The following is a 15,064-nucleotide window of genomic DNA, read 5'->3' as shown; positions in this document are numbered from 1 at the left end:
TTATTAGGTAAGCCAGTCACATGGATGAATTTTGCAGATTATCTGCCCTTGATAAGACCAACCTCCTTGATACTGCCGCAGAATTACGTTTCGACCGACTGACACGTCTGGCGGCAACTGTTCTGAAAACCGAGATTGCGCTTGTCTCTCTCATTGATAAAGACCGTCAGTGGTTTAAATCCAAGCACGGTCTGGACACAAGCGAAACCCCCCGAAGCCAGGCTTTTTGTAGCCACGCAATTAAACACAGCGACATTATGGTTGTGAATGACGCGAGTCTGGATCCACGTTTCGTTGATAATCCGCTCGTGACCGGAGACCCTAAAATCAGATTTTACGCGGGCGCGCCTTTAATTACCAAAAACGGATACGCACTCGGCACATTATGCATTATCGATAGCAAGCCGCGATCCGATTTCGGCCCCGAACAGCAGCAAATTCTGACGGATATCGCCATCAGCGTGATGACGGAGATCGAAGCCGTCACGCAAGAGCGGATTATTGATGACCTAACTGTCGTGAACGAAGAGCTAAAGCATCGTATGGGCAATATGTACGCCCATGTATCGAGCTTAATTTCACTCATGAACCGCAGCGTCGACGGGCAAAAAGAATTCGCCCAGCGCTTGCGCGAGCGCATAACGACTTTGGCCCAAACACAAGCGCTTTTAGCCAATAACCACTATACCAGCGCGCCTATCAATGAAATTATTGAAACCACATTGGCTCCGTTTCAGGTTGAGGGATCCGATAAGCGGATTAATATACAAAGCGCTGACAATTTTGATGTCTCGCCGCGCGGCGCATTTACGCTGACATTGATGATTAATGAACTTGCTACAAATGCTGTAAAACACGGGGCGCTCAGCGCGCCGGACGGTGCAATCGACATTTCTTGGTCGAATGGACAAAAGTTTGATTTTGAATGGCGGGAAGCTGTAACCGGACTAAGCTTTAAAAAAGATCCCGGTATAGGTTTTGGGTCACAAATTCTGCGCCGCATTGTACCGTTAGAATTCAAAGGCGAAGTTGATTACGATCTCGCGCCAACCGGCCTTGTTTACAAATTTAGCGGTGATCCGCTACGGATACGGCAAATTGCCTAATATATGAATGACAGTCGCTTTATCACAGGTTAATGTGAGCGGACGGGCAAGCTTATACTGAGAAATTGCAGACGACATCGTCGGCGCCTTGGCGGCGATATGGGGTTAACGGCCTTCCCTGCCTCCCATATCGTTAGCCAAGGGTTTATTGTCCAATATGCGGGCCGCCTCTTATCTAATTCTGTGTCAGGCTTTCGACGCTTTCAACCAAATGATCCGGATTGAAGGGTTTGGATATAATCTTTGCCCCGCTAAATGCATTATTCTCAACCACTTTTGGCATTTGGCCCGTTAAGAAGAGAAAGGGGATATTGCGGCGGAACAGATCTTTGGCAATCGGCTCGCTTGTGGTCTCTCCAAGGTTATAGTCAAGCATCGCAACATCCGGAGTCTGTCTTTCGATCAAAGACATGCCGCTTGCGACGCCGGCGACCGGACCGATCACGACATATCCCGCAGACTCAAAAGTGTCCTGCAGGTCCATCGCGATGAACGGGTCGTCTTCGACTATTAAAATTGACTTGGTCATAATTTTAAAACGTAGCTAGTCCGCATTTTGTTCCGAATTGCCTGTTGAAACTGGAATGGTTGCCTTGTTGCAGTTTACTGACCGTAAACAAGATTTCATTGAAGCCGCGTGCAATCCGATAGCCAAATTAACGGCTTTTACTCACTTTGTTCTTTTCCTGGTCGGTTTTTAAAAATTCCCGCACAACAAATGAAATAGTGGCGGCGGCGATTGTTCTGAAAATAAAGCGCATTTAGGTCTCCTTTGCTCTAATAACTGTGTGAATGGGCATTTGTTCCATATCCCTGCCGTATTCGGGCCAAGCATGCTTATGAGCGGGCGGCATTCCAAGGCTTTTATACGGCATAGACCCAGATGATTGAGGGGTTTTTATGTATGGACATCAGGCAGACGAAACCGTTGCTACCTATGCGAAGCGGGTTTCGCAGGCTCATTATCGGTTGAAAGCCGTGATTATACGGTAATATGACGTTACATTACCGCTTTGACAAAAACGAATAACTACATTACCCCGCATAGTCGATTGACGTTCCCAAAAGCATTGGGAACCTATAAGGTGAACATACGTTAATCTGACTATCGGCCTTTAGGGCCGATAGCTGTTACGGAGGAGACAGGCCTAATGGAGTACGTTATTGGCATAATCATATTGGTGTTGGACATTTGGGCCATCGTCAATGTACTGCAATCAAGCGCGTCGGGAACTGCTAAGGTTCTATGGACGTTGTTCATTTTGATTGCACAGGTTATTGGCTTAATCGTCTGGTTCTTCATCGGACCTAAATCAAACAAGCGGATCGTCTAAATTTTTCGCGAACTCAATTCTAGAGAGGAATTACCATGAGTGAATATGATACAACTACTACAAGTAAAACACCCTGGATCATCGGCGGCGTTGTCGCGCTGGCCGTTATCGTAGGTGTCATTCTGTTAACCGACATCGATTTGACAGATACCGGCTCACTGCCGGAAGTTAACGTTGAAGGCGGCGAAATGCCTAAAGTTGACATTGACGTTGCTGACGTAAAAGTCGGCACTAAAAAAGTTGACGTTAAAGTCCCAACTATCGATATTGATCTGCCGGAAGAAGGTGAAGAAGCCGACGATCTAGCTGATAACATTGACGTTGACGTTGACGTAAAAGTTGAGCCTGATCAGTAGATTTTGCTCAAGCCTTACCGGCTAAGTTAAATAAGAAGAGCCGCTCCTTTACCGGAGCGGCTTTTTTTGTGGCACTTTAGGGGTGAAATGACGGCGCAAAAGATCGGCATTACGGTTATTGGCTTTCCAGCCAACATCGAAAATATCACCAATAAGCGGCACCAAACCGATCAACCAGTCTAGGAAAATATTAAATCCCATGCGAGTGAGCAGCCGTTTCGGCGCGCCGAGGCTGTGAGCGTGGGCAACAATATATCCGGAGACGCCGAGCGATATGGTATCGCCAATCACGGGGACGAGACCAACCAGTGCATCCAGACCCAGCTTAATTTGTGTGCCCGGCAGGGTGAACTGACTGTCCATAAGCCGGGCCAAACCGTCAATATGGTTGAGGCGCTGCTCTATGTGCTCAGGCGGCATAATTTCGGCTTCAAGGTTTGACATGGTAGAGACCTTTCATATCTGTCAGAACATAGGACTTCGGCGCGGCAAGCTCGCGATTAATAGCATCATGCGTCACATATAGGCCGCCTGTATAGGCTCCAAATGACGGCATAATGATACGCTGCGCCCCGCACGCAAAGCACGGATGGGTGATTGCGCGGCGCGGCGTGCCCACGCGGGCTTTGGGATGTAAGTGCCCGCAAATATTGACCTGAGTGTCATCGGGCGGCTCCGGCATGTGAGTAAGAAAAAATCCGTCAATGTCCAAATGGTCTTCACGCCCGCCTTTCAGGCCGCTTGGAATGTCGGGGTCGTGATTGCCAAGTATCCAGGTGAAGTTCCCAGCGCCGCTAATCAAAAGATTGATCGCTTCGCGGTGAAGATCGGACAGGCGCAGGCCGGCCTCTATATCGTGAAAGCTATCCCCCAGCGCAACAATGTGATCCGGCCTGTAATCCGCGGCGAGATCAAACAGGCGGGCTAGCGTTACCTGCGTATCATAGGCGGGAAGCGGCGCGTGACCGCGCATCTGTAGATAGCTGCCCTTTTCGAAATGCAAATCCGCAACAAGCAATGTCTTGGAGCGCGGCAGAAAGGCCGCCTTGCGGGCGTCGAAAACGATCTCTCCGGCGCGGGTCTGGAATATACGGCCCTTATCCATTGGCGACGCTCCGGCGCACATTATCAAGCATGACCATACCGGCCCCGCCGCCATCAAGTGATTGCAAAATCGCTTTATCCGCTTCGCCGCGAATTTGCTCTTTACCGAGCTGCATCATAGACGGAATAGACAGCGGCGAAGCGTGAGGTAAAACTTTGAACGTGATCTGCCCGTCAATTTCGAGCAGCCAGTCGCGCAGGCGCGGAATATCCAAGAGGTCATTTTCCGCTTCCTCGCGTGCAATACGCAAAAGAATGTGATCCGGCTCATATTTGAGCAGAACATCGTAAATCAAGTCAGTGCTAAATGTCACCTGTTTCATAGAGCGCTGCGCGCCGGGCAGGCGCTGCTCCGTCAGCCCCGCAATTGTTGCGATTTTACGAAATGAGCGCTTCACCATGGGTGAATTTGTTATCCATTCGTTTAGATCATTATCCAGAATATCAGGACTTAAGAGCGAGCGGACTTCATTGACCGGCTCCAGCGATGTAAGCGTCAAAGCATAATCGGTAATGCTGAATGTCAGCGGCTTTAATCCCTCCCGCTCCATGCGTTTGCTCAGCAGAAACCCCAGCGCCTGATTAACTTTGCGGCCCTCAAATGTATGCACCACCATAACGTGGTCATTGCGGTCAAAAAACGCTTCGACCAAGACGCCTGTCGGTGCAGGCAAAGCGGAGAACTCGGACTGCAAATATAGCCAGTCGCGTATTTGCTCCGGTAGGTCGCGCCATTTCTCACGGTTTGCCACACTCGCGCGGACGCCGTCAGCCAGATAGGATGACAGGGGCATCATGCCGCCTGAATAGGCCGGAACCTGAGGTTTTTTTCGCGGCGCAGGGCTGGCATTGAGCGCCATGTCGCGAATGCCCTGATAAGCCAGAACCTCGCCCGCAAATATAAAGGTGTCCCCGGGCGTGAGATTCATGACAAAACGCTCTTCAATCTCTCCAATGATGCGCCCGCGTTTCGATTTGGGGCTGGTTATGCGGCGCACTTTTAATTTGGCATATTCGACAATAGTGCCGATATTCATGCGATGACGTCGGGCCTGTGCAGGACTGGCTATGCTATATCCGCGAGAGGAGGATTTTAACCTGTGAAAGCGCTCATAGGTTTTAAGGGCGTAGCCGCCATCTTCAGCAAAGCTTAGAAGTTTATCAAAATCGGCTTTGGTTAAATGGGCATAAGGCGATGCGCTGCGGATTTCGGCGAGCAGCTCACGTGGTTTGACCTTGCCGGCACAGGCGCGGTTGACAATATATTGCACAACAACGTCCATACCGCCGGGGCGGTAATCCTCGCCGTCTCGCTTCCCCGCAGCGATGGCTTTAATTGCAACATCGCACTCCACAGCTTCCAGCGGATTGGTCGGCACCATGAGCGCGCGCGACGGCTCGTCCAGTCTATGGTTGGATCGTCCGATACGCTGCAGCAAACGGCTGACCCCTTTCGGCGCGCCGACCTGCAGGATCATATCGACATCGCCCCAGTCAATACCCATTTCCAGCGCCGATGTAGACACGACCGCCCGAAGCTTTCCTGACGCAATCATGGCTTCCGTTTTTTGGCGGCGATCCCGCGACAGCGAGCCATGATAGACGCCTATAGGCAGATTATCTTCATTGACCTGCCATAGATGCTGAAACAAAAGCTCGGCCTGAGCGCGCGTATTGACAAAGACAATGACGCTGCGCGCAGATTTGATGGCACGGTAAATATCCTGTGTCGCGAACCGTGGACTGTGCCCGCCGAGTGGAAAGCGCGTCTCCGGCTCAATAATCGTAATGTCGGGTTTAGCGGCAGAAATGACTTCATGAATAGTTGCCGCCTCGCCGCTAACGCCCAGCCACTGCGCGGCCTTCTTCGGATGAGCGACAGTAGCGGACAGACCAAAGCGGATGTGATCCGGGGCCAAGGTCTTGAGCCTCGCCAGGGCCAGAGATGTAAAATCACCCCTTTTATTTGTAGCAAAGCTATGCAGCTCATCAATAATGACGCATTTTAAGGAGGCAAAATACTGCTCTGCATTTTCATAAGACAGCAGCAGCATTAGGCTTTCCGGCGTGGTCAGCAAAATGTCCGGTGGTATTTTACGCTGTTTTTGGCGTTGATATTGTTTGGTATCCCCCGTGCGCACGCCAATGGTGATCGGCAAATCCATATCGGCGACAGGGCGCGTCAAATTGCGCTCAATATCATTGGTTAAAGCGCGAAGCGGGGAGATATATAATGTGTGTAGCGCTGGCTTTTGCGCTTTATCTTTGCCCGACAACTCAATCAGGCTGGGGAGAAATCCGGCCAGCGTTTTACCCCCGCCCGTTGGCGCAATCAGGAGTGTATTCTGACGCGCTTTATAGGCACTTATCATATGGCGCTGATAATCACGTAGCGCCCAACCCTGAGCGGCAAACCAGTCGGTGAATCCGTCCGGAACTTGCCCTTTTGGAACTTGGTTCGCGGCGGAAGAGTTAAGTCTGTGAAGCATGGTGGCGCGTAGTTACTCTGATTCAAGTTAGGATATTAAATGAACGCCTCAGCCGAAAAAAAGGTGCAAATTAGCAGCATTGCCGAGACATGGATGGAGGTGAGAGCGCAGGGCCTGTATTGCAAGCCCGCAGACTGTTATATCGATCCTGTCGAGCCTGTCGGCCGTGCCATCATCACCCACGGCCATGCCGATCATGCGCGCAGCGGTCATGGCGAGGTTTTCGCAACGCCGGAAACGATCGCGATTATGCGGACGCGCTATTACACTAATGACGACACTCACGAGACGGCGCTAGCTTACGACGCGCGCACAGATCTGGGCGGAGGCGTCACATTATGGTTTGCCAGCGCCGGACATATTCTGGGCAGCGCGCAGGCGGTACTCGAATATAACGGTCAGCGCGTGGTTGCCGCCGGAGATTTCAAACGTCATCCCGACCCGACCTGCGCGCCGTTTGAAGTTGTGCCGTGCGACGTTTTTATTACCGAGGCCACATTTGCCCTGCCCGTATTCCAGCATCCGCCGCTGGAGAGCGAAGTCGATAAATTGATGCGCTCCATGCGCGCCCTGCCCGGGCGCACGCATATTGTCGGGGTTTATGCTCTGGGCAAATGCCAGCGCGTTATGAAGACCTTGCGGCTCGCGGGTTACGCGCATCCTTTTTACCTGCACGGCGCGCTCAAACGCCTAACTGAATTATACGAATCTTATGGTCAGGATTTTGGCGCGTGGGAATTGGTCAGCGAGATACCCCGCGCGGATAAAGGCCGTTTTCGCGGCAAGCTCGTTCTATGTCCGCCCGCTCAGATTAATGACCGCTGGTCACGGCGCTTTGCCGATCCCCTGCCCACTGTGGCCTCGGGATGGATGCAAATCCGCGCGCGGGCGCGGCAGAAACGCGCTGAAATGGCGCTGGTTGTTAGCGATCATGCCGATTGGGGCGATTTGATCCGCACCTGCAAAGAGACCGGCGCGCCGCATGTCTGGATTACCCATGGCCGCGTCGAAGCCTTGGAATATGCTCTGCGCCGCGAGGGCATTAATGCAAAAGGGCTGAACCTGATTGGCCGCGATGAGGGCGTGGAATAATGGAGGCCTTTTCGCGTCTGCTTGACGATCTATATTTTACCAATTCCAATCTGGCCAAAGAGACGATTTTATCGAATTATCTAAGAGCCACGCCTGATCCGGACCGCGGGTGGACGCTGGCCGCAATTGCGGGAACGCTGCGCTTTGACCTATTTAAGCGCAATGTCATTAAAAGCCTGATGCAAGAGCGTATGGATCCATTTTTATTTGATCTGTCGCGCGATTATGTCGGAGAAATGAGCGAGACGGTGGCGCTGGCCTGGCCGCAATCTGATAGCCCCGTGCGCCTGAACCGTTTGCCGGATTTGGCCGATGTTATTGACGAGTTTCAAAGCCGGGACAAAGCTGGCATTCGCGATTATCTAATTATGCTATTAGATAATATGACCCCTGCGCAGCGCTGGGCGCTGCTTAAGCTTGGCACGCGAGGCCTGCGCATTGGCATGTCGGCCCGCACGGTCAAACGCACACTGGCCAATATGAAAAGCGTACCGCTCGATGATATTGAAAAGCTGTGGCACGGTCTTGAGCCGCCTTATGAAAATCTGTTTGCATGGATAGACGGGCGCGCGCCCAAGCCGGATATGTCCGGCGTGCTGACCTATAGCCCCGTAATGCTCGCCCACCCGATAGAGGATAAGGATTTTGACCGTATCAGTCCGGACACCCATCAGGCGGAGTGGAAATTTGACGGCATTCGCGTTCAAATATCTGCAGGTCAAAGCGGCGTGAAGGTCTTTTCGCGCAAAGGCGATGATATCTCTCACAGCTTTCCCGATCTGGTTGACGCGGCGGACTTTAATGCGGTGATTGATGGGGAACTTCTTGTCAAACCCGGCGGCGAAATTGGCCGGTTTAATGATTTGCAGCAACGTCTCAATAAGAAAAAACCGAGCAAAAAACTGATGGAGCAACTGCCTGCTCACATTATGGCCTATGATATTTTATCGTTAAATGGTGAGGATCTCCGTAAATTGCCCTTGTCAGAACGCCGCATTCACCTTGCCTCTTTAACCGCAGATCAGAATCCGGACCGCTTTTCAATGTCTGAAAAGCTCAATTTTAAGACAACCGATGATTTGACTGCATTGCGCGAAGAGGCGGCCCAAACCGGCGGTCTGATTGAAGGTCTGATGATTAAAGACAAGTCGTCTTTATATGTTCCCGGGCGTCCGAAACATGGCTGGTATAAATGGAAACGTGATCCGTTTCTGCTCGATGCTGTCCTCATGTACGCGCAGCGCGGCACGGGCAAACGCAGCTCCTATTATTCTGATTATACATTTGGTCTGTGGAATGAAGAGGATAAATTATTGCCGATCGGAAAGGCCTATTTTGGCTTCACCGACGAGGAGCTTAAAGAGATCGACAAATGGATCAGAAATCACAAGCTGGCGCGGTTCGGCCCCGTGCAGGAAGTCGAAAAAGAGCTGGTCTTCGAAGTCGCCTTTGACTCCGCCCATGAAAGTGCGCGCCACAAATCCGGCTATGCGCTGCGCTTCCCGCGCATACACCGCATCCGCTGGGACAAACCCGCCGCAGAAGCGGACAGACTTACCGCTATTGCCGCGCTGATCGGTGCCTAATTTTCGTCTAACCGTTTAATCAAAGTCTTTTTTCCACTTTATAGACAGGCGCTGGCTCTCGCCCGGCGTTGTTTCAGCTTCAATCTCGATATTTTTTCGCGGGGTCCATTCCACGGCCAAACCCGGCGTACCTTCGGCTGAGCTGCGCACTTCGACATAGACATCATCGGCCAGATATTTTCCGGTTGTTATTTGCGCGGCGCCGCTCTCGCTCTGACTGAAATCGAGCGTATCCAGTCCTAGCGCATTTTCCAGATTGCCCATGAGATCAAAGCCCCCGCCGCCGGACAGCTGCGCCAAGGCGGCAGCCAAACGGGCTGTCTCAATCGCGGTCAATTGCGCGGCGGAGCGGCCGAATAAAATACGCGACAGCACTTCGTCTTCAGGCAAATCCGGCTCAGCGGATAGGTCTATCTCAGGACGGTTCACCGTTCCCGTAATACGCACGGTCGCTGTCAGGTCGGAAGTTTCGCGAACAGCGGAAATATCGAGCTGTGAGTTAGTCACCGGCGTTTGGAACACGACTTTACTGTCACCAAACTCGAAACGTTTGCCGATAAAATCAAACCGTCCGCGCACAATTTCTGCCTCGCCGGTGATAATAGGGTCTGTGAACGATCCGGTGATTTTCATGTCCAAGCCCATAGACGCATTTACGCCCCGTCCACGCAGGGCGATGCGCCCCGGTGAGGTCAGCGTAATATCAAGCGCGGTCACCGTTTTGACGTCGTCAGTCTTATTGTCGTCCTCTTCGCCTTCAAAATTGACGTCGAGTGTCGGGCGACCCGCACTGGGTAATTTATCTATGCTGAGGCTGGCATCTTCGGCGACCAAATCTCCGGTCAGAGTCAATTTATTATTGTCATGACTGAATTTGAGATCTCCGCTCATCGTTGCAAAGCCTTCGCGGCGGTCAAAAACCTTGAGGTTTTTTGCGGTCAAATCAAGCGCGCTGCCTTTATCAGAACCCAATCCCATGCGTCCGCCGCCGGAAAGCGAGCCGCCCCCCGCCCCTGATGCGCTGAATCGCGACACGGTGATCGATGTCTCATTCAAATCGGCTGAGAACGCCATATCTTTGAGGTGAAACCCGATTGTGCCCTGTTCAAAACTGCCGCCGGTCATAGATAAGGTGCCGTCCATTCCCGCGGCGTCCAAAGGAAGGCTAAAGTTCAAATCAAGATTGACGTCGCCTTTCATATCCGTTTCGGGCGGCATAAACAGCTCGGCCAGCGCGCCGATATTACCACTTGCAGACGCTTTGCCTTGCAAAGGCTGGGCTGGCGGCCACGTCATAAAGGGCGGGCGCGCAAAGGTCTGCACAGGGCCGGAAAGCGCCGCCCGGCCATCCAGTTCACCGCTCTCGCTGATGGCCTTCAGGTCGAGCTGCCCGTCTATGATCGCGCCGTCAATTGATACCTCTAATGGCGGCACATCGCTACCCGGTTGTTTGACGCCCGTGATCCGCGCGCCAATCTGTCCTTCCAGTCCTGAAGCAGCAGCCGCAAATTTGCCGTCAAAATTAAGGCGGCCCTCTAACGCCGCGCGGCCCGCCAGCGTCAAGACATCGGCCAGCGCAATAGACGTTCCGGATAAGCTCAGAGTCTCATCTGCCCCGCTAAGATCAAATTTGACGTCGCCGCGTAATCCCGAAATATCGCCGTTCGCCGATAAACCGTCTTGCGTTTGTGAGACGCGCAGCGGCGAATTTGTCTCAAATATATAACGGCCTAACTCCGCCTTAACGTTCGCCTCGACCGACAGATCCGGGCCTAGCAAGTTCGCCTGACCTTGTGCGTTTAACGTCAACTCTCTTTGAACGTCCGCTATCTGCGTTGAGCCGGTCAATTTCATGTCAAAGTCGACGGCGTCACGCGGGCCCTTAGCGGTAAAGCTCAGCGCTCCGCCCTCCAAAGGTCCGGCGGTAAGACCCTCAATTTCGCCGCTCATATCTGCGCGTGAATCGGTCAGTTTGACATATGCCGTGACATTTTGCGCCGGGATAAAGCCGGACGGGTCACCTGATACATTGAAGTCAGCCGTCAGCGCCGCCAGATCACCGCCCTGTCCATTGATATTACCTTCAAAGCGCAGATCTCCAAGCGCGCCGTCAAGGTCAGCGACGTTCCAGCTGCCCTTCGTATAGCTAACCCGCGTTTTAGCACTCAGCACCCCGCGGGCATTTTGTGCGTCCAGATCAATTTGTGCGTCCAGAGCGCCCACTTTATAAGTTCCGTCAGCGATGACATTCACATCATTTAAGGTTTGGCCGGATACGATGATTTCGCGCGACTGCGCCTCTATATCAAATTTCAAATTATCGGACGTACCTGACACTTTACCGGCGCCCTGCAGATTTGAAATGTCCAGATTATTCATCATGAACGCTTGTGCATCAAACGTAAAGTCAGCGGCCATGTTCCCGCCTGTCTCATAAATACCGCTGGCTGTGGCCGTCAATTTTTCGGATGTGATGCGGGCCTTATTAAACTTTATCGATTTGTCCTTTGCGAAAATAATATCGGATTCAAATCCGGCAGTATTTGTCAATAATTGCGCCAAAGGCTCAGGCAGGGCGTCCGGATTTGACGCTTGCCCTTGAACCCGCAGCCCTGTGCCGCCTCGCGCGCCAAAGGTTGAAAACGTGCCGCTTAAATCCGCAGGAATGTCTGCAATTAGGCCAGATTTTTTGACATTAAAACGCCCCGATATGTCGCCGCTGCGTTTGGCAATATCGGCGCGCCCTTTTGCACTTAGCGTCAAGCCCGGCAGGCGTATATCCGAGCTAACAATGTCTACACTTTGCGATTTTATATTATAGGCGGCATCGAGTTTGACCGTCACAGCACGGCGCGCACTGTCAGCGAATGCGCCGCTTTGAGCCGCCAATCCCGTCAGATCTGTATCGATATTGAGCATGTCGCCGTCAACATTAATATCAATCGGTCCCGCGAGCGTCGTTAATCTGTTTTCGCCATAGACGATATCGCTGGCCTGCACCTGCCCCGATAATAAAGACGGATCACCAAAGCTGCCGCGTCCTGAAAATTTAACCCGCCCTATTGTGACAGGCGCATCTTTGACAAGGCTCAGCGGAGAGGCGATATCTGCGCTCAACTCCGAAAATGTAAACCCGTTATCCGCAGCCTGTCCGATCACAAATATATTGAGATTTGGCGCGGAGATCTCAGATTGGACTTTCGCGTCTTTAGACAGCGAGTCCAGCTTTGCGGTGACGAGAAGATCGCCGCCTAAAAAATCGGCATAAGGTTTTAAAATTGGAATATATTGCGCGGCGAAATTTAGGCGCAGGGCCGCCTGCTCGCCTGTTTTCTCAATATTGCCGCCTAAAACCTCACGCGCCCCCAACCGCCCGGTTATTACGGTTGATAGATTTTCTGCTTGGCCCGATGTTTCGATATCGAGCGTAAGGAGGTCAGCCGAGCCGGTGCGCAGCAGAGTGGATATTAACCCGTCAGGGGCGGATATAATTTGCGCCTGTCCGGTCAGCAGGTTTTTGCCCGACCACTGCAGATCAATATCAGCGCTGTCTTTGGCGATGTCGCCCAGCGTGCGGGCGTCCAAAACCAGCGCTCCGCCATTGCTGCCATGCATCAGGCTGCCTCTGGCCCGCAGCGCCATAGCCTCGGGCACAATAGGGTCGGAAAGCAGAATTTGTGGAAAATCCAGATTTCGCAGCGCAATTGTATCGATTGTAATACCGCCGCCGCTGTTCTCCGACGTCACGATGAGAGGACGACGTTTCACATCCACGAGGCGCGCTGATAGATTGTCGATATCAATATCCCCGAATAAAATCTTAAGCGGTGACCAGTTCAGTTTTGCATCCTGCGCGGTCAGCCAGACGCCATCCGCATCCGACACGGTTAGGCCGTCGATTGTCAGGGCTCCGATCAGATCGCCGTGCAGGCCGTCAATCTCTATCGTCTGGCCTGCGGGCGAAGCGGCTTCAATGCGGGCTTCGACAATGCCGGCCATCCACGCTGTGGTCAGCACTATGCGCGCAATGATCAGGACGGTGCTGATTAACAGTACCGTGGATAGAATGGCTTTGCCCCACCACCGCACGGGCGGGCTATTGGCCTCCAGACGTTTCACAATCGCGCCCATCAGAATGCCTGCCCGATTGAAATATAGACTTGCACGGGTTCGTCATCATCATCCGGATTAAGCGGGATCGCGAAATCAAACCGGATTGGACCGGCCGGCGTCATATAACGCGCCCCGATACCTGCACCGACTTTGATATTATCAAAGGCGGGGTATTGTTCGTCTGAGATATTGCCCGCATCAACAAAGCCAACGACACCGATTTTGTCGCTATAACGCCAGCGAAACTCTGCTGAACCGTCCATAAGTGAACGCCCGCCAATAGGATCATTATTAGCATTAACGGGACCAATTGCCTGAAACTCGTAACCGCGAACCGAGCCGCCGCCGCCGGCGTAAAAGCGGCTATCGGCGGGGACGTCAGTACTTTCCGCGCCCAATAGCGTCCCGATACGCAAGCGTCCGGCGGCGACATAGCGCGTTTTTTCATCCAGCGGGAGATAACCGCGAATTTGCCCTACGGCCCGAACATAAGGCAAGCCGCCGCTATCGCCGCCAAAGGCATATGTCGGAGCAATCCGTCCTTCTGCGCGCCAGCCCTTGCGTGGATCCAGCAGGCTATCGGATTTATCGATTTTCGCGCTGCCATAGGTCGATATAGTCTGGAAATCCTGCGTCTGCAGCGAGTCTGTTTCCCGGATAACCTGTCCGGTTACGCCAAAATTATAAGAAAATTCGGGGCCTTTAATGACTTCATATCCGATTCCGGCGCGCGCCAATTGCTGATCATAAGCATCCGTCTCTTCGTCCAGAACCGCCGCGCTAAACACAAGGCCCTTACCGTACCCCAGCTCGTTCGGACGCCGCCATGTCAAATCAATGCCGGACTCGCGCTGCGCTAATTTAAGATTGGCCACCAGCATATCCCCGCGGCGGGTTAGATTGCGGCGGGTCAGCTCAGCGGTCACGCCAAAGCCTTCATCCGTGCCGTAATTACCGCCCAGCGCCAAAGTATTGCGGGGACGTTCACTCAGCGACAAAATAATGTCGTGAACCGCGTCGCCATTTGGCGCGATCTCGACAGGCTCTTCCGACAGCCGCGCGCTGCTCGAATTAAACAGTCGCGTTTCTGACAGACGCGAATTATAAAGACCGATCTGTTCGGGATCAAAAAGCTCGCCAGGTTGCGTCGGATTTAACCGATCAAGATAGTCGGACTTTGTGCGGATATTATCCGGATAGACCGCGCGGCCAAATCGGATACGTTCGCCGCCCATTACGTTATAGCGCACGCTGATCGTCGCTACGTCGCGGTCACCAATAACGTCGCGGTCCCGGATCTCAGAGAAAGCATATCCCAGACGGCGAAGTTTGGACGCTATCACGCGCTCTGCATCAATGATTTGGGCAGGAATGGCGGGCTGACCTGTCTTTACCGGAAGTTCATCCTCAACGGCTTTAAGATCATCCTCGCGGGGAGACTCGCCAAGATACCGGATTTGCGCCCTATCCACAGTAAAGAGCCGGCCCGGGTCGACGGACAATAATGGCGCGGGGCGACCGTCTATATCGTCCACGGACGTCGTCAACACCGGATCATAATAGCCATAACTGTTGAGTGCATCTTTAACCAGTTTTTGCGCCTGCCGTGCCTGACGCCGCGCATGCAGTGCCGATTGCGCTTCGGTGATTTCAGGTAAAGTTTCGGCTATCGTCTCTTTAATTTCTTCATCCAGCGGGACTGCATAGCTCACCGATACTGTTTGCGCCGCGCAGGGAGACGCTATCACTGCGCAAATGACAGGCACGCTGAGACTGGCTAAATAATGATATCGCGCCATACAGCTCTTTTAGCTCTCACATCCGGGTATAATATTTATTCCGATCATCGGGTTGTCACTATCCAATTGAAAGAATGAGAGCAAC

Annotated in this window: 11 protein-coding genes; 5 read left to right on the top strand and 6 right to left on the bottom strand. The window is 52.7% G+C overall.

Going from position 1 to position 15,064, the window contains the following annotated elements:
• Positions 1-20 precede the first annotated feature (20 nt).
• Positions 21-1,106, top strand: coding sequence for a GAF domain-containing protein (locus H142_RS16195; RefSeq protein WP_017931132.1), 1,086 nt, complete (start codon positions 21-23; stop codon positions 1,104-1,106).
• A 175-nt stretch (positions 1,107-1,281) separates the two neighbouring features.
• On the opposite strand, the gene H142_RS0105625 is transcribed toward H142_RS16195, so the two are convergent.
• Complete coding sequence (locus tag H142_RS0105625) at positions 1,282-1,635, bottom strand: response regulator (protein WP_017931131.1); 354 nt, start codon at positions 1,633-1,635, stop codon at positions 1,282-1,284.
• Between the two features lie 622 nt (positions 1,636-2,257).
• On the opposite strand from H142_RS0105625, the gene H142_RS0105615 reads away from it, so the two are divergent.
• Together H142_RS0105615 and H142_RS0105610 are read left to right on the top strand one after the other, a co-directional pair.
• Positions 2,258-2,440 (top strand): PLDc N-terminal domain-containing protein, encoded by a 183-nt coding sequence (locus H142_RS0105615; RefSeq protein WP_017931129.1) that lies wholly within the window; start codon positions 2,258-2,260, stop codon positions 2,438-2,440.
• A 35-nt stretch (positions 2,441-2,475) separates the two neighbouring features.
• A complete protein-coding gene (locus H142_RS0105610) occupies positions 2,476-2,796 on the top strand; it encodes a hypothetical protein (RefSeq protein WP_017931128.1) in 321 nt (106 codons plus the stop codon).
• A gap of 48 nt (positions 2,797-2,844) precedes the next feature.
• On the opposite strand, the gene H142_RS0105605 is transcribed toward H142_RS0105610, so the two are convergent.
• The 3 genes from H142_RS0105605 to H142_RS0105595 are packed head-to-tail and all read right to left on the bottom strand — an operon-like array spanning position 2,845 to position 6,389.
• Positions 2,845-3,240, bottom strand: a complete 396-nt coding sequence (locus tag H142_RS0105605) for a DUF4112 domain-containing protein (protein WP_017931127.1) — start codon at positions 3,238-3,240, stop codon at positions 2,845-2,847.
• Positions 3,227-3,901, bottom strand: a complete 675-nt coding sequence (gene pdeM, locus H142_RS14525; protein ID WP_017931126.1) for a ligase-associated DNA damage response endonuclease PdeM — start codon at positions 3,899-3,901, stop codon at positions 3,227-3,229. Before pdeM ends, H142_RS0105605 begins: the two co-directional genes overlap by 14 nt.
• Positions 3,894-6,389 (bottom strand): ligase-associated DNA damage response DEXH box helicase, encoded by a 2,496-nt coding sequence (locus H142_RS0105595; RefSeq protein WP_017931125.1) that lies wholly within the window; start codon positions 6,387-6,389, stop codon positions 3,894-3,896. The genes pdeM and H142_RS0105595 overlap by 8 nt, the downstream gene beginning before the upstream one ends.
• A gap of 39 nt (positions 6,390-6,428) precedes the next feature.
• Here H142_RS0105595 and H142_RS0105590 point away from each other — a divergent pair, with 39 nt between their 5' ends.
• Entirely contained in the window at positions 6,429-7,481 is a 1,053-nt protein-coding gene (locus tag H142_RS0105590) for a ligase-associated DNA damage response exonuclease (protein ID WP_017931124.1), read from the top strand.
• Complete coding sequence (locus H142_RS0105585) at positions 7,481-9,067, top strand: cisplatin damage response ATP-dependent DNA ligase (protein WP_017931123.1); 1,587 nt, start codon at positions 7,481-7,483, stop codon at positions 9,065-9,067. Before H142_RS0105590 ends, H142_RS0105585 begins: the two co-directional genes overlap by 1 nt.
• Positions 9,068-9,082: 15 nt before the next feature.
• Here H142_RS0105585 and H142_RS0105580 read toward each other — a convergent pair whose 3' ends face one another.
• A complete protein-coding gene (locus tag H142_RS0105580) occupies positions 9,083-13,198 on the bottom strand; it encodes a translocation/assembly module TamB domain-containing protein (RefSeq protein ID WP_017931122.1) in 4,116 nt (1,371 codons plus the stop codon).
• On the bottom strand, positions 13,198-14,979 hold the full coding sequence (locus tag H142_RS0105575; RefSeq protein ID WP_017931121.1) for an autotransporter assembly complex protein TamA: 1,782 nt from the start codon (positions 14,977-14,979) through the stop codon (positions 13,198-13,200). Before H142_RS0105575 ends, H142_RS0105580 begins: the two co-directional genes overlap by 1 nt.
• Positions 14,980-15,064: the final 85 nt, after the last annotated feature.

It is taken from the genome of Robiginitomaculum antarcticum DSM 21748, from assembly GCF_000365025.1.
GTDB lineage: Bacteria > Pseudomonadota > Alphaproteobacteria > Caulobacterales > Maricaulaceae > Robiginitomaculum > Robiginitomaculum antarcticum.
Note: the sequence above shows the minus strand (reverse complement) of the source record. Positions and strands in the feature narration are given on the sequence as shown.